The following is a 23,634-nucleotide window of genomic DNA, read 5'->3' as shown; positions in this document are numbered from 1 at the left end:
TGTGCCGTCGTCCTCACCCCGCCCTCAGCAGGCCCTCCGCCATGCCGATGACCACCGGCAACACCCCGATCGCCACGAACGCCGGCAAGAAGCACAGGCCCACTGGTGCCGTCATCAGGACGCCGGCTCTGCGTGCCGCCGCCGTTGCCGTGCGGCCGCGTTCGGCTCTCGCGTCCGCGGCCAGGCGGGTGACCGGAGCTGCCGTCGGGGTGCCGGAATCTCCCGTTCGTTCCAGGAGTCGGGCCAGCGCCGTCGCAGCCGGCAGCTCGGCCAACTGGCGCCATGCGCGCGAGGGTTCGCCACCCAGGCGCACCTCCGCCGCTCCGCGTGCCAGTCGTGTGCCGACCGGGCCCTGGAGGGACTCCCCGACTGCCTCGGCGGCTGTCACCGGGCTCGCACCGGCCGTTACGCACGCGGCCAGGAGGTCGGCCGCGAGGGGAAGTTGGCGGGCCGCCTCCGTCCGCGCCGATTTCTCGGCCGGGGCATTCGGGGACGCGCGGCTCCGCCCGCCCCACCGCCATGTGCCGTAAGCCACCGCCGCGCCAGCCAGCAAGCCGGGGGCCCCGCCCACCAAGGCGTAGGCGGCGCTCGCCGTACCGGCCACCAGGAGCCACTTCCGGGCCGCTCCCCCACGGCTCAGGCGCAGGGTGCGGCGCCGTGCCCGGGGGCGCGGCCCGTGGAGTGCTGAATCCGCGCGTCGGCGCAAGGTCCGTTCGCGTCGTGCGGCCCGCACGGTCAGCGCCAGCCAGAGCACGGCCACGGCGCCCCACAGGAATACCCCCAGCCTGTGGACAACGTTCATCACTCCTCCGCCCCTCGCACGATCCGCAGCGCCCACCACGCCCCGGCTGCCTCCAGCGCTCCCCCGACCGCCAGGCACACCAGGCCCGGTCCGGTGTGGAACAGGACCCGCAGCGGTTCCGCCCCCAGCGCCCCACCCATCAGCAGGCCCAGGACAGGCAGGCCCGCGAGCATCACGGCCGTGGCACGGGCGCCCGCCAACTGGGCCCGCATGTCGGCGCGTTGGTCGCGCTCCGCGCGCAGCGCCCCTTCCAGCCGTTCCAGGCCCGCGGCGAGTCCCGCGCCACGGTCCACCGCCACCCGCCAGCACGCGGCCAGCCCCAGGAGGCCTTCGGCGCCCGGTGTCCGGGCCGCCTCCCGCAGCGCCCCCGGCACATCCCCGCCGAACCGCGCCGCCGCCAGCACCGCATTCCGGGCCTCGCCGACGCCACCCCCGTCGCCTTCATCGAGAGCCAGACGCAGAGCCTCTCCCGGCTGCCGGCCTGCCCGCACCTCCCCCGCGAGCTCCCCGCAGAGCGCGATCACCGCGTCACCGCGCCGCTCCCGCTCCATGCGCGCCTCCCGGGCCCGCCGCACACGCGCCGCCACCGGCACCCCTGCCGCGCCCACGACCAGCGGCACCACGGACGCGGCCAGCAGGGCGACCGCCGAACCCGCCGCCAGACACCACCCTTCGCGCCGCATCCGCCCCCGCGCGACCGCCAGCACCCGCTGCCAAGGCCTCACTTGGGCTTCCAGTGGGGTACGCACGCCGAACAGCGCCGCCAGCCGGTGCTCCTCGGCACGTCGGGCCGTCAGCCACGCCGCACTCCCCGCGCACAGCGTCGCCGCCCACATCGTGGCGCTCACGGCCCATCACCCCATGAGCCGGCCCTGAGAAGGGAGTTCAGGCGTGCCCAACCCGGCTCCCGGGTAAAGGCCGTCTCACCCCAACGCAGCGCCGGAACCGTCGTCACCAAGCCGGACTCGCCGCGCTCCAGGACATGCACCTCGGCGATACGGCGGCGGCCCACCCTGTCGCGCACGAGATGGATCACCACCGACAGCGCGGCCGCCAACTGGCTGTGCAGAGCCGCCCTGTCGAGACCCGCCGCCGTCCCCAGGGCCTCCAGGCGGGCGGGCACGTCCCCCGCGGCGTTGGCATGGACGGTCCCGCACCCGCCCTCATGTCCGGTGTTCAGCGCGGCGAGCAGGTGCACCACCTCAGCGCCGCGCACCTCGCCGACGACCAGCCGGTCGGGTCGCATCCGCAGGGCCTGGCGCACCAGATCGTCCAGGCCGACGAGGCCTGCCCCCTCCTGATTCGCGGGGCGGGACTCCAGGCGCACCACATGCGGGTGCCCCGGGCGGAGCTCCGCCGAGTCCTCGGCGAGCACGATGCGCTCCTTGGGGCCGACCAGACCCAGCAGAGCGCTCAGGAGCGTCGTCTTGCCGCTGCCGGTGCCGCCGCTGATCAGGAAGGACAAGCGGGCGTCGAGCAGGGCGCGCAGGAAGCGATCGCCGCCGGGCGGCACCGTGCCCGCCGCGACCAGCTCCGCGAGGGTGAAGGCGCGGGGGCGCACCACCCGCAGGGAGAGGCAGGTCGAGCCCACCGCCACCGGTGGCAGCACCGCGTGCAGTCGCGTCCCGTCCGGGAGGCGGGCGTCCACCCAGGGCCTCGCGTCGTCCAGGCGTCGGCCCGCCACGGCCGCGAGGCGCTGCGCGAGCCGCCGCACCGCGGCCGCGTCCCGGAAGGTGACGCCCGTCAGCTCCAGGCCGCCGCCCCGGTCCACCCAGACGCGGTCGGGCGCGGAGACCAGCACGTCGGTCACCGTGTCGTCCGCGAGCAGCGGCTCCAGGGGGCCCGCCCCGATCAGCTCCGAGCGCAGCTGTTCCGCCGCGCCGAGGATCTCGGTGTCTCCGAGCACCCTGCCCTGGGCCCGGAGCGCTTCGGCGACCCGGGCGGGCGTCGGCTCCGTGCCGTTCTCCGCCAGCCATTGGCGTACGCCGTCCAGCATCCGGGCGCCGATCACCGAGCTCATACGCCCGCTCCCGTCGCCTCGACCGGCAGCCGCTCCCAGAAGGAGGAGCAGAACCGGGCCAGCGGCCCCCGGGCGTGGCCCCCAGGTGGTGTTCCCGCGGCCTGGGCGCCGAGCAGCCCGGCCTCCCAGGGGACTTCGCCGGCCAGCGGCAGATCGAGCAGGCCCGCGATCTCCTCGGGGTCCAGGCCACCGGAGTCCCCCGGTCCTGCGCCCGCGGAGACGAGCACCCGCAGATCCCGCAGGGCCATCCCCGCGGCCGACGCCACCCGCCGCGCCCCCGCCACCGCGCGCAGCTCGGCGGGCACCACCAGGAGCCCGAGGTCCACCTGTGCGAGCGCCTCGGCCACGGCCTCGTCCACCCGGCGGGGCAGATCCACGACCACCACACCGCCGCGCCTGCGGGCCGCCGCGACGACCGCCCGCACGGCCTCCGGGGCGACGGTGACCGCGTCCCCGCGGTCCCAGCTCAGGACCCGCAGCGCGTGCAGCTTGGGCAGCGACTCCTCCAGCGCCCCGCCGCCGACCCTGCCCCGCGAGGCGGCGAACGCCGGCCAGCGGAGTCCGTCGGCGCTCTCGCCGCCGAGGAGGACGTCCAGGCCGCCGCCCAACGGGTCGGCGTCGACGAGCATCGTGCGCCTGCCCTCCCGCGCCGCAGTGACCGCGAGCGCGCAGGCCAGCGTGGATGCTCCGGCGCCACCCCGGCCGCCGATGACGCCGACGGTGAGCGCGGGCCTGCCCACCCCCTCCGTCACGTCGGCGATGCGGTCCACCAGCCACTGCTCTCCGTCCGGCAGGACCAGCACATGATCGGCGCCGATCTCCACCGCCCGCCGCCAGACGCCGGAGTCGTCCTGATCCCGCCCGACCAGCACCACACCCCGTCGGCGCGCGGCTCCGCGCACCCGGTCCGCGGCGTCGTCCCCGACCAGCACGAGCGGGGCCGCCTCCCACCCCTGCCTGCTCGACGGGCCGCCGTGCTGCACCTCGGGCAGCGCTCCCGCGGCGGCACACAGCCTCAGCAGGTCGTCCAGCAGCTCCACGTCCTCCGTGACGATCAGCGGGCCGCACTGCCGTCCGTCGGCCTGCGCGCTCCTGTCACGTGAAATGACTCCACCCACGATCTCCATCCCCTTCACGCCGCGACACCCTTGTGAATGCCGCGCCCCGCTTGCGCGAAGAGACCGGACAAAGCAATCCGGCCATGAACTTCACGAGCGGAGCGGGCGGAATCAGCGTGCGGCGCCGCCGGAAATCGTGTGGATCTTGGTCAATAACTGTGGACAAGGCGATGCCTGTGAATATCTCCGTCACCCATACCGGTGACATCGCACCGCCTTCGCGATGACTTCCACAGCGCAGCCTCACGACTACGCTCAGTGACGGATCTTGGGCAGCCCGCAGGAGGGTCGAGAGGAGCACGAGGGCCACTCGAGGGCCGGAAGAGGATCGACGGAGGGTTCAAAAACCCATCCGGACATGCGACGACCCCCGCCGGGGGGGAGAGCGGGGGTCGTCCCCACGGTCCGACTCGGGGGGGGAGGAGCCAGACCGGGTTAGCACGGTCGCGAACGATCCGTGACTTCCATGGTGTACCCGAGAGCCTTCTCAGGCAAACCCACGCGCCTCAGCTTACGCCGAATGGTGGGCGCCTATGCTCGGCCTCGTGGAAAACCACTCCTTGCCCCGGACCGCCGCCTTCTTTGACCTGGACAAGACGGTCATTGCGAAGTCGAGCACGCTCACCTTCAGCAAGTCGTTCTACCAAGGCGGCCTGATCAACCGCAGAGCGGTACTGCGCACCGCGTACTCACAGTTCATCTTCCTCGCGGGCGGCGCGGACCACGACCAGATGGAGCGGATGCGCGAGTACCTGTCCGCGCTGTGCCGGGGATGGAACGTGCAGCAGGTCAAGGAGATCGTCGCCGAGACCCTGCACGATCTGATCGACCCGATCATCTACGACGAGGCCGCGTCCCTCATCGAGGAGCACCACATCGCGGGCCGCGACGTCGTCATCGTCTCCACTTCGGGCGCCGAGGTCGTCGAGCCGATCGGCGAGCTGCTCGGCGCGGACCGGGTGGTGGCGACCCGCATGGTGATCGGGGACGACGGGTGCTTCACCGGTGAGGTGGAGTACTACGCGTACGGCCCCACCAAGGCCGAGGCGGTCAAGGAGCTCGCCCGGTCGGAGGGGTACGACCTGGACCGCTGCTACGCCTACAGCGACTCGGCGACCGATCTGCCGATGCTGGAGTCGGTCGGGCACCCGCACGCGGTCAATCCGGACCGCGCGCTGCGCAAGGAGGCCCTCACGCGCGCGTGGCCGATCCTCGACTTCCACCGCCCGGTCCGCCTGAAGCAGCGCCTGCCCACACCGCCCCGGCCCGCCGTCGTGGCGGCCGCCGCGGTCGGTGCCGCCGCGGCCACGGCAGGCCTCGTCTGGCTCGCGAGCAGGCGCCGCGCCACCGCGTCCTGAGGTCGGGCACGGCCCAGCGGCGCCAGTACTTTCCCGTACCTTCGGTCAAGCGCCCGATTTACACCTGTTTGAAGCTAAAAGTAAAGAAGTGCGGCCAGGACTTCCGCTTACCTCAGGAGGGGAGTACAAAGGAGTCAACGGCCCGCGAGACCAAGGACATCCGAGAGGATCACCTTCAAACGCAGTAAAGGCCCCACGGACCGAAGCATGAACACCGAGCACCCACGCGACGTCGACCCGTCGATTACGGGCCAGCCGCACCAGGTGACGGGCAACGTCCCGACCTGATGGGCAACATATCGAGGACGCTTGGTAACACGGTGGACATGCCAGCGGCGGTACGGAACTCCGTACCGCCGCAACCCTGTTCGAGCCCTTTTCACCGGCCCCGGGGACCGCCCCTCCTAGGCCGCACCGCGCTGCAGCGCCTCGCAGACCGCCGTCGACTCCCTGGCTCCGAGCTCCACAGCCTTGCCGCAGTGGGCGATCCAGGCCGCCATGCCCTCCGGCCGGCCCGACGCGTAGCCGTCCAGGGCCGCCACATAGGCCGCCCGGCCCAGCTCCCCGTACCCCGCCTCCGCCGGACACACCGACTTCGGGTCGAGGCCGCTGCCCACCAGGACGATGCGCTCCGCGGCCCGCGCGACCAGGCCGTTGTGCGAGCCGAACGGGCGCAGACTGAGCAGCTCGCCGTGGACCACCGCCGCCGTCACCAGCGCCGGCGCCGTCCCGCCCGCGATGATCAGGCGGGACAGGCCCTCCAGCCGGCCCGCCACCTCCTCCGCGTCCGGCACGGGCAACTCGACCAGCGGCTCGTCCACGGGTTCGCCCGCCAGCCGCGGCCGGCCCGCGCCCTCGGCGGAGTCGGCGGCGGCGACCAGGTGCAGGCGCGCGAGCACGCGCAGCGGCGACTGCCGCCAGATCGACAGGAGTTGACCGGCCTCCGCGGTCAGCCGCAGGGCCGCGCCGAGCGTGCGCGCCTCGCCGTCACCGCTGAAGTCACTGCGTCGACGCACCTCTTCGAGCGCCCAGTCGGCGCCGGAGAGCGCCGCGGAACCCCGGGCGCCGCGCAGCGCGGCCTCGGAGGTGATCTCGTTGCTGCGGCGCCGCATGATCCGGTGCCCGTAGACCCGGTCGACGGCCTTGCGCACGGAGTCCACGGAGTCGGTCACCCCGGGGAGCTCCCCGAGGGCCGCGAGCGGATCAGCTGTCGTACTCATGAGTACGACCCTACGTACTTCCGGGCCCGCCGCCACGAAGGAGTGGTCTTCTTCACGCGCACCGGGCACCCGGCGCACCCGACCGGCTACCCTTCGTGGTCATGAAAATCGCTTTCGTAGGGAAGGGCGGCAGCGGCAAGACGACGCTGTCCTCGCTCTTCATCCGCCACCTCGCCGCGACGGGGGCGCCCGTCATCGCGGTGGACGCCGACATCAATCAGCACCTCGGCCCGGCCCTGGGCCTCGACGAGGCGGAGGCCGCCGAGCTGCCCGCCCTCGGGGCGCGGCTGCCCCTCATCAAGGACTACTTGCGGGGCTCCAACACGCGGATCCTCTCCGCGGACACCATGATCAAGACCACGCCCCCCGGCGAGGGCTCGCGCCTGCTGCGGGTGCGCGAGGACAACCCCGTGTACGAGGCGTGCGCGCGGCCCGTGGAACTGGACGACGCCACCGTGCGTTTGATGGTCACCGGGCCGTTCACCGAAGCCGACCTCGGTGTCGCCTGCTACCACTCCAAGACGGGGGCGGTGGAGCTCTGCCTGAACCACCTGGTCGACGGCCGCGACGAGTACGCGGTCGTGGACATGACCGCGGGTTCGGACTCCTTCGCCTCCGGCATGTTCACCCGCTTCGACATGACGTTCCTGGTGGCCGAGCCGACGAAGAAGGGGGTCTCCGTCTACCGCCAGTACAAGGAGTACGCGCGGGACTTCGGCGTCGGCCTCAAGGTCGTCGGCAACAAGGTGCAGGGCCAGGACGACATCGACTTCCTGCGCGAGCAGGTCGGCGAGGATCTGCTGGTCACGGTCGGGCACTCGGACTGGGTGCGCGCCATGGAGAAGGGGCGCCCGCCGCGCTTCGCGCTCCTGGAGGAGGACAACCGCCGTTCCCTGCAGGCGCTTCAGGACGCCGTCGACGCCGCGTACGACCGGCGTGACTGGGAGCGGTACACCCGCCAGATGGTTCACTTCCACCTGAAGAACGCGCGGAGCTGGGGCAACGAACGGACCGGGGCCGACCTTGCTGCCCAGGTCGACCCCGACTTCGTACTGCGCGAGCGCATGACCGCCACGGCCTGACCGGCCCGCGGGAGTGCTACTGCTTGACCGCCGGAGCGCCGGGGACGCCCTTGGGGGCCGGCGCGGGCTGGGCGGAGAGGAACGACGCCCAGCCCTCCTTCGGCGCGTTGCCGACCCGCAGGTGGGTCAGCTTCTCCAGCGTCTTGGGGTCCTGCGCGTCCAGCCAGTCCGCGAGCTGCCGGAAGGAGACGCACCGCACGTCGGGCTTGTTGCAGACCCTCTCGACGGTCTCCTCGATGGCCCGCATGTACGTGCCGCCGTTCCAGGACTCGAAGTGGTTGCCGATGATCAGCGGCGCGCGGTTGCCCTTGTAGGCGCGGGAGAAGCCCTGGAGCAGGCCGTCACGCATCTGGTCGCCCCAGTACTCGTGCTTGGACGGGTCGCCCTGCGAGGTCGAACCGGACTGGTTGACCATGAAGTTGTAGTCCATGGTCAGCGTCTCGAACTGGCGGCCGGGGACGGGGACGAGCTGCATCGACAGGTCCCACAGCCCCTCCTTCTTCTTCGGCCAGACCTGGTTGTTGACACCGCTGGTGTCGTAGCGGAAGCCCAGCTCCCGGGCGGCCCGCATGAAGTTCTTCTGGCCCTCCAGACAGGGGGTCCGGGCGCCGATCAGTTCCTTGTCGTAGTCGAAGGGCAGCGGCTTGGCCTTCTTCAGGCCGGCGTTGGACTTCCAGGCCTTGACGAAGGACTTGGCCTGCTTGATCTCGCTCTTCCAGTCCTTGACGGACCACTCCCCCACCCCGCCGCCCGCGCCGCAGAAGTGCCCGTTGAAGTGCGTGCCGACCTCGTTGCCCTCGAGCCAGGCGCCGCGGAGCTGGTCCACGGTGTCCCTGATTCCCTTGCGGTCGTTGAAGCCGATGTCCGAGCTGCCCGTCATGTGCTGGGGCGGCTTGTAGAGCTTGCGCTTGCCCTCGGGGAGCAGGTAGACGCCGCTGAGGAAGTAGGTCATCGTCGCGTTGTTCCGCTTGGCGACCTTGCGGAAGTGCGAGAAGAGCTGCTGGCTGTCCTCGCCCGCGCCGTCCCAGGAGAAGACGACGAACTGCGGCGGCTTCTGACCCGGCTTCAGGCGGGTGGGCCGGGGCAGGTGCGGCTGCTTCCCGGTGAACGACGTCGAGCCGTCGCCGATCATGCGGACGGGACTCTTGGGGGCCGGGGCTCCGGCGCCCTTCCTCGCGCCCTCGGCGCCCTTCTTCGCGCCGGTGCCGCTGTCGGCGCAGCCGGCCAAAGCCACTGCGCAGGCCACGAGGGCGGTGAGGCTCGCGGCGGTCCTCCGGGTGGCGGCCATCTTCCGCCCACCTTCTTCCGTGCAAGTAGGGACAGATCGCTCCGAACTTCGCACGGACTCTTAAATCACACTTTCCGACAAGCCGATCATTTTCTGCATTCACTCATCCGAGTGAGGTATTACCCCATTTGCACGGAAAGGCCTTTGAGGTCCTTTACTCTGCATTACGATTCGTTTACCGAGAGTTGAGCAATCCCGCCGCTGCACGCCGTGACCCACGGCCGCGACCCGCCCTCCGGAGACCTCCGGAGGACCCCTCGTTCCGCGACCGCGCTGCCCCGGAGGAGACGGGAAACATGTCTGCTTGCGTCCCCCCTCGCACCACCGACTCGGCTCACACGCCCCGCGCCAACAAGCCCCACGCCCCGCCGCCCGGAAAGCGGTTCCGCATCGCGGGCGCCGACCTCTCCGCGTCGGTCGCCGTCTTCCTGATCGCCCTGCCGCTGTCGCTCGGCATCGCCCTCGCCACCGGAGCCCCGCTCCAGGCGGGCCTCGTCGCCGCGGCCGTCGGCGGCATCCTGGTCGGCCTGCTCGGCGGCTCGCCCCTCCAGGTGAGCGGCCCCGCCGCCGGCTTGACCGTCGTCACCGCCGACCTCATCCAGCAGTACGGCTGGCGCACCACCTGCGCCATCACCGTCTGCGCCGGCCTCGCCCAACTCGGCCTCGGCTGCCTGCGCGTGGCCCGTACCGCGCTCGCCGTCAGCCCCGCCGTCGTCCACGGCATGCTGGCCGGCATCGGCGTCACCATCGCCGTCGCCCAGCTCCACATCGTGCTCGGCGGCACCCCGCAGAGCTCCGTGCTGGCCAACGTCCGGGCGCTGCCCGCCCAGTTGGCCGACCTGCATCCCGCCGCCCTGACGATCAGCGTGCTGACCCTGGCGATCCTGCTGCTGTGGCCGCGGATCCCCGGGCGGGTCGGGCGCGTGGTCCGGGTGCTGCCCGCGGCCCTCGTCTCCGTGGCCGCCGCGACCGCCGTCGCCTCCGCGGCCGGCCTCGGCGTCGACAAGGTCGACCTGCCGTCCTGGCGCAGTCACGCGCTGGCCGGGCTCCCGGACGGACCCGTGCTCGGGCTCATCGCCGCCGTGCTCACCACCACCCTGGTGTGCAGCGTGCAGTCACTGCTCGGCGCCGTCGCCGTCGACAAGGTCGTCGCCGGACAGCACGACCTGCACGCGCGCGTGCGCCGCTCCGACCTCGACCGCGAGCTGCTCGGCCAGGGCACGGCCAACATCGTGTCCGGCACGCTCGGCGGACTCCCCGTCGCCGGCGTCGCCGTCCGCAGCATGGCCAATGTGCGCGCGGGCGCCGTCAGCCGGAACTCCACGATGCTGCACGGCGTTTGGGTAGTAGTGGCCGCGCTGCTCCTGGTGCCCGTCCTGGAGCTGATCCCCCTCGCGGCGCTCGCCTCTCTCGTCATGGCCGTCGGTATCCAGATGGTCAATCTCCACCACATCAGGACCGTCACCCGCCACCGCGAGATCCTCGTCTACGCCGTCACCACCCTCGGCGTGGTCCTCTTCGGGGTCCTCGAGGGTGTGGCCCTCGGCGTCGCCGTGGCCGTGGCCGTGTCGCTGCACCGGCTCACCCGGACCCGGATCACCCACTGCGTGGTGGACGGGGTCCACCACGTCCGCGTGCGCGGGCAACTGACGTTCCTCGCGGTGCCGCGGCTCAGCCGGACGCTGCACCTCATCCCGCATGACGCCGACGTCATCGTGGAGTTGGACGGCTCGTTCATGGACCACGCCGCGTACGAATCACTGCAGTGCTGGCAGGACGCCCACATCGCGCACGGTGGAAGCGTCGAGATCACCGGCCGCTCCGGGACCCGTATCGCCGAGCCCGCGAGCTCCGCGCACTCCTGCTGCCGCCCCTGGACGCCGTGGCGCAACCACCACTGCGACCGGCCGCAGGAGGAGCAGCAGGTGGGCCGGCCCAGCAGCCATCAACTGGCCAGCGGAATCAGCGCGTTCCAGCGGAACACGGCGCCGCACGTGCGCGGTGAGCTCGCCCGGCTCGCGCGCGAGGGGCAGCAGCCCGCGCAGCTCTTCCTGACCTGCGCGGATTCCAGGGTCGTCACCTCGATGATCACCTCGAGCGGCCCCGGTGACCTCTTCGTCGTACGCAACGTGGGCAATCTCGTGCCGCTGCCGGGGGCCGAGAGCGGGGACGACTCGGTGGGCGCCGCCATCGAGTACGCGGTCGATGTGCTCAAGGTGCGGTCCATCACCGTGTGCGGGCACTCCGGGTGCGGTGCCATGCAGGCGCTGCTCAACACCCCGCCCGGCGGCGCCCAGACGCCGCTGAAGCGGTGGCTGCGGCACGGCCTGCCGAGCCTGGAGCGGATGGGCGCGCAGGACAGGGCGTGGGCGCGCCTCGCCGGCCGCGCGCCCGCCGACGCCGTCGAGCAACTCTGCCTCACCAACGTGGTCCAGCAGCTGGAGCACTTGAAGGCGCACGAGTCGGTGGCGCGCCGACTTGCCGAAAATGATCTTGAGCTGCACGGTATGTACTTCCACGTCGGAGAGGCGCAGGCCTATCTGCTGACGGAGGGCGGCGGCGCCGAGCAGCTCCCCGACGAGGTCTTCGATCAGGTGGCGCCGACAGCTCCGATCAAGGTCTAGGTCCCGCCCTCGGGAGGCTGGCCAGGTAAAGGTCTAAACCAATTTTCGGCAGGCCCTTGTCACCGCGGGTTGTGTCTGATGAGCTGTGGCTTCGGACACAACGGGCGCCCCCGGCAAAGCAGCGCAAGGGAGATGTCGTGAGCAATGAAAGCCTGGCCAACCTCTTGAAGGAGGAGCGTCGCTTCGCGCCGCCGACGGAGCTGGCAGCCGCCGCCAACGTCACGGCGGAGGCGTACGAGCAGGCCAAGGCTGACCGGCTCGGCTTCTGGGCCGAGCAGGCCCGCCGGCTGACCTGGGCCACGGAGCCGACCGAGACGCTCGACTGGTCGAACCCTCCGTTCGCCAAGTGGTTCGCCGACGGAAAGCTCAACGTCGCCTACAACTGCGTCGACCGCCACGTGGAGGCCGGCCACGGCGACCGCGTCGCGATCCACTTCGAGGGTGAGCCCGGCGACAGCCGGGCCATCACCTACGCCGAGCTCAAGGACGAGGTCAGCCGGGCGGCCAACGCCCTGACCGAGCTGGGCGTGGCCAAGGGCGATCGGGTCGCGGTCTACCTGCCGATGATCCCCGAGGCGGTCGTCGCGATGCTGGCCTGCGCCCGCGTCGGCGCCGCCCACTCGGTCGTCTTCGGCGGTTTCTCCGCGGACGCCATCGCCAAGCGCATCGAGGACGCGGACGCCAAGGTCGTCATCACCTCCGACGGCGGCTACCGCCGGGGCAAGCCCTCCGCGCTCAAGCCCGCCGTCGACGAGGCCCTCACCCGCGTATCCGTGGAGAAGGTCCTCGTCGTGCGGCGCACGGGGCAGGACGTGGCCTGGACCGAGGGCCGCGACGTGTGGTGGCACGAGGCCGTCGCCCAGCAGTCCGCGGAGCACACCCCCGAGGCCTTCGACGCGGAGCACCCGCTCTTCATCCTCTACACCTCGGGCACCACGGGTAAGCCGAAGGGCATCCTGCACACCTCCGGCGGCTACCTCACCCAGGCGGCCTACACCCACCACGCCGTCTTCGACCTCAAGCCCGAGACCGACGTCTACTGGTGCACGGCCGACATCGGCTGGGTTACCGGCCACTCGTACATCACGTACGGGCCGCTGGCCAACGGCGCGACGCAGGTCATGTACGAGGGCACGCCCGACACCCCGCACCAGGGCCGCTTCTGGGAGATCGTGCAGAAGTACGGCGTCACGATCCTCTACACGGCGCCCACCGCGATCCGGACGTTCATGAAGTGGGGCGACGACATCCCCGCGAAGTTCGACCTCAGCAGCCTGCGGGTGCTCGGCTCGGTGGGTGAGCCGATCAACCCCGAGGCGTGGATGTGGTACCGTAAGAACATCGGCGGCGACGCCTGTCCGATCGTGGACACCTGGTGGCAGACCGAGACCGGCGCGATGATGATCTCGCCGCTGCCGGGCGTGACCGAGACCAAGCCGGGCTCCGCCCAGCGCGCCCTGCCGGGCATCTCCGCCACGGTCGTCGACGACGAGGCGAACGAGGTGCCGGACGGTGGCGGCGGCTATCTCGTCCTGACCGAGCCGTGGCCCTCGATGCTGCGCACCATCTGGGGCGACGACCAGCGGTTCATCGACACGTACTGGTCCCGCTTCGAAGGCAGGTACTTCGCCGGCGACGGCGCCAAGAAGGACGACGACGGCGACATCTGGCTGCTGGGCCGGGTCGACGACGTGATGCTCGTCTCCGGGCACAACATCTCCACCACCGAGGTCGAGTCGGCGCTCGTCTCGCACCCGGCGGTCGCCGAGGCGGCGGTCGTGGGCGCAGCCGACGAGACGACCGGCCAGGCCATCGTCGCCTTCGTGATCCTGCGCGGCACGGCGAACGCCGACGACGAGGGGCTCGTCGCGGAGCTGCGCAACCACGTCGGCACCGCCCTCGGCCCGATCGCCAAGCCCAAGCGGGTCCTGCCGGTGGCCGAGCTGCCGAAGACCCGCTCCGGCAAGATCATGCGCCGCCTCCTGCGCGACGTCGCGGAGAACCGCGAGCTCGGTGACGTCACCACCCTCACCGACTCCTCCGTCATGGACCTGATCCAGACGCGGCTCCCGGCCGCGCCGAGCGAGGACTGAGCAGGCAGCAGGGCATTCGGGTACGCCCGAGGGGCCGTCCGGCAGCGCGCCGGGCGGCCCCTTTGTGCTTAAGGTGAAGATCGCCGGATACGTCCGGGCGTACGTTAGGTAAGCTAAGGATCGCGTCAACAACGCGTCATCGACGCGACAAGCTGACGCGACGAGAAGAACTAGGTGCGCCGGGAAGTCTGGTCGGCATGAGCTCAGCCCTGCCTACCCGACCGGAGGTCGACCCTCGTGACCGCGCCCGCCCCCAGCAGCAACCGCAAGGTCCTCGGCCGCCTCTCGCTCCCTGAGCGCACCTTCATCGCGAACGCGCTGCGCGCCGAGACCGTCGGCGGTGTGCTGCTGCTCGTCGCCGCCGTCGCCGCACTGATCTGGGCCAACACGGCAGGCGGCTCGTACGACGCGGTCCGCGGCTTCCACCTCGGGCCCGGCTCGCTCGGGCTGAACCTCTCCCTCCAGCACTGGGCGGCCGACGGGCTCCTCGCCGTCTTCTTCTTCGTGGCCGGCATCGAACTCAAGCGCGAGCTGGTCGCGGGCGATCTGCGCGACCCGAAGGCCGCCGCGCTGCCCGTCATCGCCGCGCTCTGCGGCATGGCCGTGCCCGCGCTGGTGTACTTCCTGACCAACACCGTCGGCGGCGGCTCGACGGACGGCTGGGCCGTGCCGACCGCCACCGACATCGCCTTCGCCCTCGCCGTCCTCGCGGTCATCGGCACCTCGCTGCCGTCCGCGCTGCGCGCCTTCCTGCTGACCCTCGCCGTCGTCGACGACCTCTTCGCGATCCTGATCATCGCGATCTTCTTCACCAGCGACCTGAACTTCGCGGCGCTCGGCGGCGCCGTCCTCGGCCTCGTCGTCTTCTGGCTGCTGCTCAGGAAGCGGGTGCGCGGCTGGTACGTCTACGTGCCGCTGGCGCTCGTCATCTGGGGCCTGATGTACAACAGCGGCATCCACGCCACCATCGCGGGCGTCGCCATGGGCCTGATGCTGCGCTGCCACAAGGAGGGCGAGGGCGCCGAGAGCGAGGAGCACTCCCCCGGCGAGCACATCGAGCATCTCGTACGTCCCGTCTCCGCGGGCCTCGCCGTGCCGCTGTTCGCCCTGTTCAGCGCGGGTGTGGTCGTCTCGGGCGGCGCACTCGGCGATGTCTTCACCCAGCCGGAGACGCTCGGTGTGGTGCTCGGTCTCGTGGTCGGCAAGGCGGTCGGCATCTTCGGCGGCACCTGGCTTGCGGCCCGCTTCACCAAGGCCGAGCTGAACGACGACCTGGCCTGGCCGGACGTGTTCGCGGTCGCCTCGCTGGCCGGCATCGGCTTCACCGTGTCGCTGCTCATCGGCGAACTCGCCTTCACCGAGGACCCGCTGCTCACCGACGAGATCAAGGCGGCCGTCCTGTTGGGCTCGCTGATCGCGGCGGTGCTCTCCGGGATCCTGCTGAAGGTGCGCAACGCCAAGTACCGCAAGCTGTGCGAGGACGAGGAGCGCGACGAGGACCTCGACGGCATCCCTGACATCTACGAGATGGACAAGCCGGACTACCACCTGCGGATGGCCGCCATCCATGAGAAGAAGGCCGCGGAGCATCGCAGGCTTGCCGAAGTCGCGGGTGGGGAACGCAAGGACAGCAACGGTCCGGCATGATCTGAGCAGACATATCTCAGAAGAGATCAGAAGAGATAAAGGGGAGAACGCGATGAGCTCACCCGACGGCCCCGTCGGCGCCGAGCGCAGCCTCGGCCAACTGGTCGCCTCGGCGACCGGCGAGATGTCCGCGCTGGTGCACGACGAGATCGCGCTGGCCAAGGCCCAGCTGCGGCAGGACGTCAAGCGCGGCGCGGTCGGCGGCGGCGCGTTCGCCGCGGCCGGCACGGTCCTCATCTTCTCGTTGCCGATGCTGAGCTTCGCGCTCGCCTACGGCATCCGCACCTGGAGCCACTGGAACCTCGCGATCTGCTTCCTGCTGTCCTTCGCCGCCAACCTGGTGGTGGCCGGGCTGCTCGCGCTGATCGGCGTCGTCTTCGCGAAGAAGGCCAAGCAGGGCAAGGGTCCGCAGAAGGTCGCCGCTTCGGCCAAGGAGACGGCGGCCGTACTGGGGAACGTCAAACCGCACCCCCGCTCGGCCAGCCCCGCGAGTGTCGTCGAGGTCCGGGTCGGTGAGACGGGGGCGACTGTGGCACGCTCGTCCTCATGACGGACCCCGCCACTCCATCGGCCCAGCCCTCCGCCTCTGTCGTACGCATCGAGGGGCCCTGGACCCACCGGGACGTGGCCGCCAACGGGGCGCGCTTCCACATCGCCGAGATGGGTGACGGGCCGCTGGTCCTGCTCCTGCACGGCTTCCCGCAGTTCTGGTGGTCGTGGCGGCACCAGATGGTGGCGCTCGCCGACGCGGGCTTCCGGGCCGTCGCGATGGACCTGCGGGGCGTGGGCGGCAGCGACCGCACCCCCCGCGGCTACGACCCGGCGAACCTGGCGCTCGACATCACGGGCGTCGTGCGCTCCCTCGGCGAGCCGGACGCCGCGCTCGTCGGGCACGACCTGGGCGGTTATCTGGCGTGGACGGCGGCCGTGATGCGGCCCAAGCTGGTGCGCCGCCTCGCCGTCTCCTCGATGCCGCATCCGCGGCGCTGGCGCTCGGCGATGCTGTCGGACCGCAGGCAGACGGCCGCGGCCTCGTATGTGTGGGGCTTCCAGCGGCCGTGGGTGCCGGAGCGTCAACTGGTCGCGGACGAGGGCGCCCTGGTGGGCCGTCTGGTGCGGGACTGGTCCGGGCCCGGGCTGCCGGACGACGAGGCGGTGGAGACGTACCGGCGGGCGATGTGCATCCCCTCCACCGCGCACTGCTCGGTCGAGCCGTACCGCTGGATGGTGCGGTCGATGGCGCGCCCGGACGGCATCCAGTTCAACCGCCGCATGAAGCGGCCGGTGCGCGTGCCGACGCTGCATCTGCACGGCTCCCTCGACCCGGTGATGCGGACCAGGAGCGCGGCGGGCTCCGGCGAGTACGTCGAAGCCCCCTACCGCTGGCGGCTGTTCGACGGGCTCGGGCACTTCCCGCACGAGGAGGATCCGGCGGCGTTCTCGACCGAGCTGGTGAACTGGCTGAAGGACCCGGAACCGGATCGGTGACGTTCCGGGGCACCCGGGGGCGCGCACCCTCGGGGAACACATGTCCTACGAACGCCAATTGCCTCCCGCATAGGCCAATTGGGGCCCCTGGGCGCGGTTACCGACCATGAGGCCCGGGCACACGTCGGGGTATGGGCTGGACGCACGACTACAGTGACGTAGCACGCAATCGCCGCTCGGCCACAGCGCTGAACAGCCACGAGAGGGGCGGGCCACAGGAGCAAGGCCGTTACGGCCCCCCTCAGGCGATGGGTATTCCGCGCATTCTCCGCCGCAGGGCCCGCTGGGTCTCCGCGCGGCTCCGCCATACGCGCGACTGACTCCGCCCGCCGGGCACCCCCACCACTCCCGCTCTAGAGCGCGCAGCCCTGGCTGTCGACCTCCTGGTCGGCGGTGCGGCCGCGCCTGATGTCCTCGCGCACCTCGTCCGCCGTCAGCGCATAGCCGGTGTCCGGGTCGTCGAGCGACTTCGCGAAGACCACGCCGTAGACCTTGCCGTCGGGCGTGAGCAGCGGGCCGCCGGAGTTGCCCTGACGGACCGTCGCGTAGAGCGAGTACACGTCGCGGTGCACGGTGCCCCGGTGGTAGATGTCCGGGCCGTTGGCCGTGATGCGACCGCGCACGCGCGCGGGGCGGACGTCGTACGGCCCGTCCTCGGGGAAGCCCGCGACGATGGCGCCGGCACCACTGGGCGCGGCCTTCGACGTGAACTGCAGGGCCGGCGCCTTCAGCGTGGGCACGTCCAGTACGGCGATGTCGCGCTCCCAGTCGTAGAGCACGACCTTCGCGTCGTACGTCTGGTGGTTGTCGCCTATCTGGATCGTCGGGTCGTCCACGCCGCCGACCACGTGCGCGTTCGTCATCACGCGGCGGTTCGCGAAGACGAAGCCGGTGCCCTCGAGCACCTTGCCGCAACTGCGGGCCTCACCGCGGACCTTCACGATGGAGCGCTTGGCCTTGGTGGCCACCTGGCTCTTGGCGAGCTGGGGGTCCGGGGGCTGCACTTCCTTGATGGGCTCGTTCGAGAACGGGCTGAAGACCTGCGGGAAGCCGTTGCGCGCGAGGACCGAGCGGAAGTCGGTGAACCAGGTGTCGGCCTGGCCCGGCAGGGCACGGTCGACGCCGAGCAGCACCTTGGAGCTGCGCAGCTCCTTGCCGAGCGTCGGCAGCGTCGCGCCCGCGAGGAGGGAGCCGAGCAGCCAGGCGACGAGGAGCATCGCCACCACGTTCACCAGGGCGCCGCCCGTCGCGTCCAGGGCGCGGGCGGGCTGCCAGGTGATGTACCGGCGCAGCTTGTTGCCGAGGTGGGTGGTGAAGGCCTGACCGATCGAGGCACAGACGATCACGATGACGACGGCCACCACCGACGCGGTCGTACCCACCGCGGCCTCGTCGTCGTCCGTGAGCGCGTCCCAGACGACCGGCAGCAGATAGACGGCGACGAGACCGCCGCCCAGGAAGCCGATCACCGACAGGATGCCGACCACGAAGCCCTGGCGGTAGCCGACGACCGCGAACCACACGGCGGCGAGCAGCAGCAGGATGTCCAGCACGTTCACCGATTCAATCCTCGCCTCGCATCGCGGTCGCCGTTCCCCGCAACCTTGTCATGCGCGCCAGTCGAGCGGGACCTGCCTCCTGCGGTCCCAGGGGCGCTCCCAGCCCGCGAAGTGCAGGATCCTGTCGATCACTCCGGCCGTAAAACCCCAGACCAGAGCGGATTCGACGAGGAAAGCCGGGCCGTGGTGGCCGCTGGGGTGGACGGCCGTCGCGCGGTTCGCGGGGTCCGTGAGATCGGCCACGGGAACCGTGAAGACGCGGGCCGTCTCGTTCGGGTCGACGACACCGACCGGGGTCGGGGTGCGCCACCAGCCGAGCACGGGCGTCACGACGAAGTCGCTCACCGGGATGAAGAGGCGCGGCAGTTCGGCGAAGAGCTGGACGCCGCGGGGGTCGAGGCCCGTCTCCTCCTCCGCCTCGCGCAGGGCGGCGCGCAAGGGCCCCTCGCCCCGCGGGTCGCCGTCCTCGGGGTCGAGGGCGCCGCCGGGGAAGGAGGACTGGCCGGCGTGCGAGCGGAGCGAGCCCGCGCGCTCCATCAGGAGCAGCTCGGGGCCCTTCTCGCCCTCTCCGAAGAGGATGAGGACGGCGGACTGGCGTCCGGCGCCGCTCTCCGGGGGCAGGAAGCGGCTCAGCTGGAGCGGCTCGACGGTCCGCGCGGCGTGGACGACCGGGTCGAGCCAGGAGGGGAGGCCGGTGGTGGAGAGGAGGGGGTGGGAGTCCTGGCTGACGCTCCCGTTGTCCGCACTCGCCGGGTTGGTCGTGTTCGTCTTGTCCGTCGCGTTGGCTGCGTTCATCGCGTTCGTCGTGTTCGCTGCGTTCGTCGTGTTCGCCGCGCTTGTCGCGCTCGTCGTCTTCGCCGTGTTCCTGGCGTTCGTGGTGTTCGTGGTGTCCGCCGTGTTCGTCGTGTCGCTCGCGTGCGTCATCGGCACCCCCGTCCGTCTCTGGACAACGCTCTTTCCCCTCGCGTTCGTTCCGGCTGCCGTCGTCGTCACCCCGCGGCGAGCGGGGGCGCGGGCTTGCCCGGGTAGTCGGCCGGCGGCTTGAGGCGCTGGCCGGGGAAGCCGCCCATCTCGTACTTCAGCAGCTTCTTGGCCTTCTCCGGGTCGGTCTCCCCCTCCCCGTACGACGGACAGAGCGGGGCGATCGGGCAGGCTCCGCAGGCGGGCTTGCGGGAGTGGCAGATGCGGCGGCCGTGGAAGATCACGCGGTGCGAGAGCATCGTCCACTCGCTCTTCGGGAAGAGCGCGCCGACCGCCGCCTCGACCTTGTCCGGGTCGGTCTCGTCGGTCCACTTCCAGCGGCGGACAAGACGCCCGAAATGGGTGTCCACGGTCAAACCAGGCACTCCGAAAGCGTTGCCCAGGACCACGAAGGCCGTCTTGCGGCCCACGCCGGGCAGCTTCACCAGGTCCTCCAGGCGCCCCGGGACCTCGCCTCCGAAGTCGTCGCGCAACACCTTGGCCAGACCCATGATCGACTTGGTCTTCGCCCGGAAGAAGCCGGTCGGCCGGATCAGCTCCTCGACCTCCTCGGGGACGGCGGCGGCCAGGTCCTCCGGGGTCGGGTACGTGGCGAAGAGGCGCGGGGTCGTCTGGTTCACCCGGAGGTCGGTGGTCTGCGCGGAGAGCACCGTGGCGACCAGGAGCTCGAACGGGTTCTCGAAGTCCAGCTCGGGGTGGGCGTACGAATACACCTCGGCGAGCTCGCGGTTGATGCGGCGGGCCCGGCGGACGAGCGCCGTGTGGGACTCGGTCTTGGCGGGGGCCGTTTTCGCGGGGGCCTTCTCGGTGGATGCCGTCTTCGCGGTCGTCTTCTTGGCTGGCGCCTTCTTGGTGGCGGTCTTGATGGCGGTCTTCTTGGCGGGCGCCTTCTCGGCAGCGGCCTTCCCCGCCGGGGCCACGCCCGTTTCGGCCGTCTTCTTCTTCGCCGCCGTCTTCTTGGCCGCCGCCGTCTTCTTGGCGGGCGCCGCCGGCGTCGTCTTCTTCGCGTTCACAGGGCCGACCTCTTCACCGGGGACACCAGGGGAACTGTCCAATTTGTCGCTTTATCGGGGGAGACGGACGCTTGTTCGCCCACAGCGGAATCACGGGGCGCGGCCACCTGCTCAGCCCCCTCGGCCTGCGCTCTCACCGGCTTTTTGGACACCCGGCCAGCCTAGAGCCCGTCACTGACATCCGTCCCTGACCCCATGGATCGGCCCCCAATTGGCCCCCTCCCGCACAGCTTGCGACGCCGGTGCGGCAGACTTGTGACTGATCACACTGTTTGGACCGTCCGGCAAAATGGGGAACACGGACCCCTGATATGCGGGGGAAACAAGATCCCCTGAGCAGGTCGACAAGGAGAGAACTCGTGGACGACGTTCTGCGGCGCGCCCCGCTCTTCGCGGCGCTCGATGACGAGCAGGCCGCGGAGCTCCGCGCCTCCATGAGTGAGGTGACGCTCGCGCGGGGGGATGCGCTCTTCCATGAGGGTGACCCCGGAGACCGGCTGTACGTGGTCACCGAAGGCAAGGTGAAGCTCCACCGCACCTCGCCCGACGGCCGCGAGAACATGCTCGCCGTGCTCGGTCCCGGCGAGCTCATCGGTGAGCTGTCGCTCTTCGACCCGGGCCCGCGGACCGCCACGGCGTCCGCCCTCACCGAGGTCAAGCTGCTCGGCCTCGGTCACGGCGACCTCCAGCCGTGGCTGAACGCCCGGCCCGAGGTGGCCGCCGCGCTGCTGCGCGCCGTCGCCCGGCGCCTGCGCAAGACCAACGACCAGATGTCCGACCTGGTCTTCTCCGATGTGCCGGGCCGTGTCGCCCGTGCGCTCCTGGACCTGTCGCGCCGCTTCGGCGTGCAGTCCGAGGAGGGCATCCACGTCGTGCACGACCTCACGCAGGAAGAGCTCGCCCAGCTGGTCGGCGCCTCCCGCGAGACGGTCAACAAGGCGCTGGCGGACTTCGCCGGGCGCGGGTGGCTGCGGCTCGAGGCCCGCGCGGTGATCCTGCTGGACGTGGAGCGGCTGGCCAAGCGGTCGCGCTGACGCTGTGTCTGTACGTCGATGGGTTCCGCCTCTTGTGAGGCGGGACCCATCGGGCTTTTGTGGGCGCCTCTTTTGGGGGCTCCTGTGGGGCGCCGGCTCTCAGATCAGTCCGTGTTCCCGCAGATAGTCCAGCTGCGCGCGGACCGAGAGCTCCGCGGCCGGCCACAGGGAGCGGTCCACGTCCGCGTACACGTGGGCGACCACGTCCGCCGCCTCGACGTGGCCGTCCTCCACCGCCGTCTCCACCTGGGCCAGGCGGTTGGCCCGGTGCGCCAGGTAGAACTCGACCGCCCCCTGCGCGTCCTCCAGGACCGGGCCGTGGCCCGGCAGCACCGTGTGGACGCCGTCGTCGACCGTCAGGGAGCGCAGCCGGCGCAGGGAGTCCAGGTAGTCGCCGAGACGGCCGTCGGGGTGCGCCACGACCGTCGTGCCGCGCCCGAGGATCGTGTCGCCCGTCAGGACCGCGCGGTCGGCCGGGAGGTGGAAGCAGAGCGAGTCGGCGGTGTGGCCGGGGGTGGGGACCACGCGCATCTCCAGGCCGCCGGTGGTGATGACGTCACCGGCCGCGAGGCCCTCGTCGCCCAGGCGCAGGGCGGGATCCAGGGCGCGTACATGAGTACGGGTCAGCTCCGCGAAGCGGGCCGCGCCCTCCGCGTGGTCGGGGTGGCCGTGGGTGAGGAGGGTCAGGGCGACGCGCTTGCCGGCCTTCTCCGCCGTCTCGACGACGTGGCTCAGGTGGGCGTCGTCCAGCGGGCCCGGGTCGATGACCACGGCGAGCGGTGAGTCCGGCTCGGAGACGATCCAGGTGTTCGTGCCGTCCAGCGTCATCGCGGACGCGTTGGGGGCGAGGACGTTGACCGCGCGTGTGGTGGCGGGGCCGCTGAGGACTCCGCCGCGCGGCTGGCCGGGGAGGGCGGCGGCGTCTGTCATGCGGGGGGTGCTCCTGTCTGGGGCGGGGGTACGGGGTGCGGGCTTACGGGGTGCGGGCTTACGGGGTGCGGGCTTACGGGGTACGGCGTGCGGGGCGCGGCTTACGGGTGGGGGGGGTGGTGCCGGGTGCCTGGGCGCCGTCCTGGGGTGCTGTGGGGCCTCTGCGGGCCTCTGGTGGGGTCCGGTGGGTGCCGGCCCGGCCGGTGCCTGCGGGGCGCGGGGGCGTGCGTCTGCGCCTGGGGCTCGTCCGTGGGTGCGGGGCCGCGGGGGTATGTGCGTACTCGCCATCCCTGCGCCACTGCCTCGCGGACAATTTTGCTAGAGCGGGCTCGGTGCTCCGTGCGCACATACCCCCACGTCCCCTCCCGTCTCGTACGCGGCTGCGGGCCGGTTGCTCGATCCGCTCAGGGCCGGTCGTTTCGGGTCATCGAGGGTGCCTCGGGAATGTGCTTCGTGAACTCCTCGTGGCCAGGCCAGGTGAGGGTCAAGGTCGTGCCCTCCAGGTGAGCCCTCGCCAGGACCGGGGTCATGTCCTGGGCCGGGGCCGCGGCCAAGGTGTCACCGGGCGTCCGGTGGGACCTCAGGGCGCGCAGGGTCGCGATCGTGGGCGGCATCATCAGGAGTTCGCCCGCGTCGTAGCGGGCCGCCGCCTCGGACGGGGTGATCCAGACCGTGCGGTCGGCCTCCGTCGAGGCGTTGCGGGTGCGCTGGCCCTCGGGCAGCGCGGCCACGAAGAAGAACGTGTCGTACCGCCTGGGCTCGAACTCCGGGGTGATCCAGCGCGCCCACGCGGCCAGCAGGTCGCTGCGCAGATGCAGGTTCCTGCGGTCCAGGAACTCGGCGAAGGAGAGGTCGCGGGCCACCAGGGCCTCGCGGTCCGCCTCCCAGCCGTCGCCCGTGGTGTCGCCGACGACCGTCTCCGGGCTCGGGCCCGCGAGCAGCACGCCCGCCTCCTCGTACGTCTCGCGGACCGCCGCGCAGACGATCGCCTGGGCCTCGGCCTCGTCGCCGACGCCCAGGCGGGCCGCCCAGGACGCGCGCGTGGGGCCCGCCCAGCGCACCAGGTGGTCGTCGTCGCGCGGGTCGACGCCGCCGCCCGGATACGCGTACGCGCCCCCGGCGAAAGCCATGGAGGCGCGTCGGCGCAGCATGTGCACTTCCGGCTCGCCACCGCCCTCCCTGAGGAGCATGACGGTCGCGGCGCGGCACGGGGTCGCCGGAGTCAGCTCGCCGCTCGCGAGGGCGCGGATGCGGTCCGGCCACTCCGGGGGGTACCACTGCCCATTTGCCATGGGCGGAGGCTATCCCTTGGTGCGCGGATGTTCGAGAGGCAATGATCGGCGCCTACAGGGGGGCCGGTTTGCGCCACCCCTGTCG

General features: G+C 71.5%; 21 protein-coding genes. 10 read left to right on the top strand and 11 right to left on the bottom strand.

The window, feature by feature from the left end:
• Nucleotides 1–13 precede the first annotated feature (13 nt).
• From ACZ6B8_RS15335 to ssd, 4 genes are read right to left on the bottom strand one after another with little or no spacing between them, the layout of a single operon-like run.
• A complete protein-coding gene (locus ACZ6B8_RS15335) occupies nucleotides 14–802 on the bottom strand; it encodes a type II secretion system F family protein (protein WP_471607496.1) in 789 nt (262 codons plus the stop codon).
• The gene (locus tag ACZ6B8_RS15330; protein WP_471607566.1) at nucleotides 802–1,638 is read right to left on the bottom strand and encodes a type II secretion system F family protein; all 837 of its coding nucleotides are present in this window, start codon (nucleotides 1,636–1,638) and stop codon (nucleotides 802–804) included. Before ACZ6B8_RS15330 ends, ACZ6B8_RS15335 begins: the two co-directional genes overlap by 1 nt.
• Nucleotides 1,639–1,646: 8 nt before the next feature.
• Complete coding sequence (locus ACZ6B8_RS15325) at nucleotides 1,647–2,822, bottom strand: TadA family conjugal transfer-associated ATPase (protein WP_471087337.1); 1,176 nt, start codon at nucleotides 2,820–2,822, stop codon at nucleotides 1,647–1,649.
• Nucleotides 2,819–3,949 (bottom strand): septum site-determining protein Ssd, encoded by a 1,131-nt coding sequence (gene ssd, locus ACZ6B8_RS15320; RefSeq protein WP_471607565.1) that lies wholly within the window; start codon nucleotides 3,947–3,949, stop codon nucleotides 2,819–2,821. Before ssd ends, ACZ6B8_RS15325 begins: the two co-directional genes overlap by 4 nt.
• A 524-nt stretch (nucleotides 3,950–4,473) precedes the next feature.
• Here ssd and ACZ6B8_RS15315 point away from each other — a divergent pair.
• On the top strand, nucleotides 4,474–5,298 hold the full coding sequence (locus ACZ6B8_RS15315; protein ID WP_471607495.1) for an HAD family hydrolase: 825 nt from the start codon (nucleotides 4,474–4,476) through the stop codon (nucleotides 5,296–5,298).
• Between the two features lie 404 nt (nucleotides 5,299–5,702).
• On the opposite strand, the gene ACZ6B8_RS15310 is transcribed toward ACZ6B8_RS15315, so the two are convergent.
• Nucleotides 5,703–6,518, bottom strand: coding sequence for a Fic family protein (locus ACZ6B8_RS15310; protein WP_471087331.1), 816 nt, complete (start codon nucleotides 6,516–6,518; stop codon nucleotides 5,703–5,705).
• A gap of 101 nt (nucleotides 6,519–6,619) precedes the next feature.
• Between ACZ6B8_RS15310 and ACZ6B8_RS15305 the strand changes: the two genes are divergently transcribed.
• The gene (locus ACZ6B8_RS15305) at nucleotides 6,620–7,600 is read left to right on the top strand and encodes an ATP-binding protein (RefSeq protein ID WP_471087328.1); all 981 of its coding nucleotides are present in this window, start codon (nucleotides 6,620–6,622) and stop codon (nucleotides 7,598–7,600) included.
• A gap of 16 nt (nucleotides 7,601–7,616) precedes the next feature.
• On the opposite strand, the gene ACZ6B8_RS15300 is transcribed toward ACZ6B8_RS15305, so the two are convergent.
• Nucleotides 7,617–8,888: a polysaccharide deacetylase family protein gene (locus tag ACZ6B8_RS15300; RefSeq protein WP_471607494.1), complete on the bottom strand. Its 1,272-nt coding sequence runs from the start codon at nucleotides 8,886–8,888 to the stop codon at nucleotides 7,617–7,619.
• Nucleotides 8,889–9,184: 296 nt separating this feature from the next.
• On the opposite strand from ACZ6B8_RS15300, the gene ACZ6B8_RS15295 reads away from it, so the two are divergent.
• The 6 genes from ACZ6B8_RS15295 to ACZ6B8_RS15270 all read left to right on the top strand — a co-directional run bounded on the left by ACZ6B8_RS15295 (nucleotide 9,185) and on the right by ACZ6B8_RS15270 (nucleotide 17,060).
• Nucleotides 9,185–11,512, top strand: a complete 2,328-nt coding sequence (locus tag ACZ6B8_RS15295; RefSeq protein WP_471607493.1) for a bifunctional SulP family inorganic anion transporter/carbonic anhydrase — start codon at nucleotides 9,185–9,187, stop codon at nucleotides 11,510–11,512.
• A 137-nt stretch (nucleotides 11,513–11,649) separates the two neighbouring features.
• A complete protein-coding gene (gene acs, locus ACZ6B8_RS15290; protein WP_471607492.1) occupies nucleotides 11,650–13,605 on the top strand; it encodes an acetate--CoA ligase in 1,956 nt (651 codons plus the stop codon).
• Between the two features lie 237 nt (nucleotides 13,606–13,842).
• Nucleotides 13,843–15,252: a Na+/H+ antiporter NhaA gene (gene nhaA, locus ACZ6B8_RS15285; protein WP_471607491.1), complete on the top strand. Its 1,410-nt coding sequence runs from the start codon at nucleotides 13,843–13,845 to the stop codon at nucleotides 15,250–15,252.
• Nucleotides 15,253–15,304: 52 nt separating this feature from the next.
• A complete protein-coding gene (locus ACZ6B8_RS15280; protein ID WP_469250428.1) occupies nucleotides 15,305–15,802 on the top strand; it encodes a phage holin family protein in 498 nt (165 codons plus the stop codon).
• Nucleotides 15,799–16,740, top strand: a complete 942-nt coding sequence (locus tag ACZ6B8_RS15275) for an alpha/beta fold hydrolase (protein ID WP_471087312.1) — start codon at nucleotides 15,799–15,801, stop codon at nucleotides 16,738–16,740. The genes ACZ6B8_RS15280 and ACZ6B8_RS15275 overlap by 4 nt, the downstream gene beginning before the upstream one ends.
• Nucleotides 16,741–16,871: 131 nt before the next feature.
• Entirely contained in the window at nucleotides 16,872–17,060 is a 189-nt protein-coding gene (locus tag ACZ6B8_RS15270) for a hypothetical protein (protein ID WP_471087309.1), read from the top strand.
• A 33-nt stretch (nucleotides 17,061–17,093) separates the two neighbouring features.
• On the opposite strand, the gene ACZ6B8_RS15265 is transcribed toward ACZ6B8_RS15270, so the two are convergent.
• Nucleotides 17,094–18,299 carry a MarP family serine protease gene (locus tag ACZ6B8_RS15265; protein ID WP_471607490.1) on the bottom strand — a complete coding sequence of 402 codons (1,206 nt, stop codon included), beginning with the start codon at nucleotides 18,297–18,299 and terminating at the stop codon, nucleotides 17,094–17,096.
• Between the two features lie 48 nt (nucleotides 18,300–18,347).
• A complete protein-coding gene (locus tag ACZ6B8_RS15260; protein WP_471607489.1) occupies nucleotides 18,348–19,094 on the bottom strand; it encodes an NUDIX hydrolase in 747 nt (248 codons plus the stop codon).
• On the opposite strand from ACZ6B8_RS15260, the gene ACZ6B8_RS15255 reads away from it, so the two are divergent.
• Nucleotides 19,081–19,344 carry a hypothetical protein gene (locus ACZ6B8_RS15255; protein WP_471607488.1) on the top strand — a complete coding sequence of 88 codons (264 nt, stop codon included), beginning with the start codon at nucleotides 19,081–19,083 and terminating at the stop codon, nucleotides 19,342–19,344. The genes ACZ6B8_RS15260 and ACZ6B8_RS15255 overlap by 14 nt on opposite strands.
• On the opposite strand, the gene nth is transcribed toward ACZ6B8_RS15255, so the two are convergent.
• Complete coding sequence (nth, locus tag ACZ6B8_RS15250) at nucleotides 19,289–20,293, bottom strand: endonuclease III (protein ID WP_471607487.1); 1,005 nt, start codon at nucleotides 20,291–20,293, stop codon at nucleotides 19,289–19,291. The two genes, ACZ6B8_RS15255 and nth, sit on opposite strands and share 56 nt — an antisense overlap.
• Before the next feature lie 359 nt (nucleotides 20,294–20,652).
• Here nth and ACZ6B8_RS15245 point away from each other — a divergent pair, with 359 nt between their 5' ends.
• Complete coding sequence (locus ACZ6B8_RS15245) at nucleotides 20,653–21,327, top strand: Crp/Fnr family transcriptional regulator (protein WP_016642758.1); 675 nt, start codon at nucleotides 20,653–20,655, stop codon at nucleotides 21,325–21,327.
• 99 nt (nucleotides 21,328–21,426) lie between these two features.
• On the opposite strand, the gene ACZ6B8_RS15240 is transcribed toward ACZ6B8_RS15245, so the two are convergent.
• Both ACZ6B8_RS15240 and ACZ6B8_RS15235 read right to left on the bottom strand, forming a co-directional pair.
• Complete coding sequence (locus ACZ6B8_RS15240) at nucleotides 21,427–22,257, bottom strand: MBL fold metallo-hydrolase (RefSeq protein ID WP_471607486.1); 831 nt, start codon at nucleotides 22,255–22,257, stop codon at nucleotides 21,427–21,429.
• Between the two features lie 404 nt (nucleotides 22,258–22,661).
• Entirely contained in the window at nucleotides 22,662–23,549 is an 888-nt protein-coding gene (locus ACZ6B8_RS15235) for an NUDIX hydrolase (protein ID WP_471607485.1), read from the bottom strand.
• Nucleotides 23,550–23,634 lie beyond the last annotated feature (85 nt).

Source organism: Streptomyces sp. NPDC041122 (assembly GCF_055592445.1).
This window is presented reverse-complemented; position numbering and strand designations above follow the sequence as displayed.

Excerpts from the sequence above, each read along its gene's own strand:
- ACZ6B8_RS15335 (WP_471607496.1), bottom strand. The coding sequence starts at position 802 with ATGAACGTTGTCCACAGGCTGGGGGTATTCCTGTGGGGCGCCGTGGCC.
- ACZ6B8_RS15330 (WP_471607566.1), bottom strand. The coding sequence starts at position 1,638 with ATGTGGGCGGCGACGCTGTGCGCGGGGAGTGCGGCGTGGCTGACGGCC.
- ACZ6B8_RS15325 (WP_471087337.1), bottom strand. The coding sequence starts at position 2,822 with ATGAGCTCGGTGATCGGCGCCCGGATGCTGGACGGCGTACGCCAATGG.
- ssd (WP_471607565.1), bottom strand. The coding sequence starts at position 3,949 with ATGGAGATCGTGGGTGGAGTCATTTCACGTGACAGGAGCGCGCAGGCC.
- ACZ6B8_RS15315 (WP_471607495.1), top strand. The coding sequence starts at position 4,474 with ATGCTCGGCCTCGTGGAAAACCACTCCTTGCCCCGGACCGCCGCCTTC.
- ACZ6B8_RS15310 (WP_471087331.1), bottom strand. The coding sequence starts at position 6,518 with ATGAGTACGACAGCTGATCCGCTCGCGGCCCTCGGGGAGCTCCCCGGG.
- ACZ6B8_RS15305 (WP_471087328.1), top strand. The coding sequence starts at position 6,620 with ATGAAAATCGCTTTCGTAGGGAAGGGCGGCAGCGGCAAGACGACGCTG.
- ACZ6B8_RS15300 (WP_471607494.1), bottom strand. The coding sequence starts at position 8,888 with ATGGCCGCCACCCGGAGGACCGCCGCGAGCCTCACCGCCCTCGTGGCC.
- ACZ6B8_RS15295 (WP_471607493.1), top strand. The coding sequence starts at position 9,185 with ATGTCTGCTTGCGTCCCCCCTCGCACCACCGACTCGGCTCACACGCCC.
- ACZ6B8_RS15280 (WP_469250428.1), top strand. The coding sequence starts at position 15,305 with ATGAGCTCACCCGACGGCCCCGTCGGCGCCGAGCGCAGCCTCGGCCAA.
- ACZ6B8_RS15275 (WP_471087312.1), top strand. The coding sequence starts at position 15,799 with ATGACGGACCCCGCCACTCCATCGGCCCAGCCCTCCGCCTCTGTCGTA.
- ACZ6B8_RS15270 (WP_471087309.1), top strand. The coding sequence starts at position 16,872 with ATGGGCTGGACGCACGACTACAGTGACGTAGCACGCAATCGCCGCTCG.
- ACZ6B8_RS15260 (WP_471607489.1), bottom strand. The coding sequence starts at position 19,094 with ATGAACGCAGCCAACGCGACGGACAAGACGAACACGACCAACCCGGCG.
- ACZ6B8_RS15240 (WP_471607486.1), bottom strand. The coding sequence starts at position 22,257 with ATGACAGACGCCGCCGCCCTCCCCGGCCAGCCGCGCGGCGGAGTCCTC.
- ACZ6B8_RS15235 (WP_471607485.1), bottom strand. The coding sequence starts at position 23,549 with ATGGCAAATGGGCAGTGGTACCCCCCGGAGTGGCCGGACCGCATCCGC.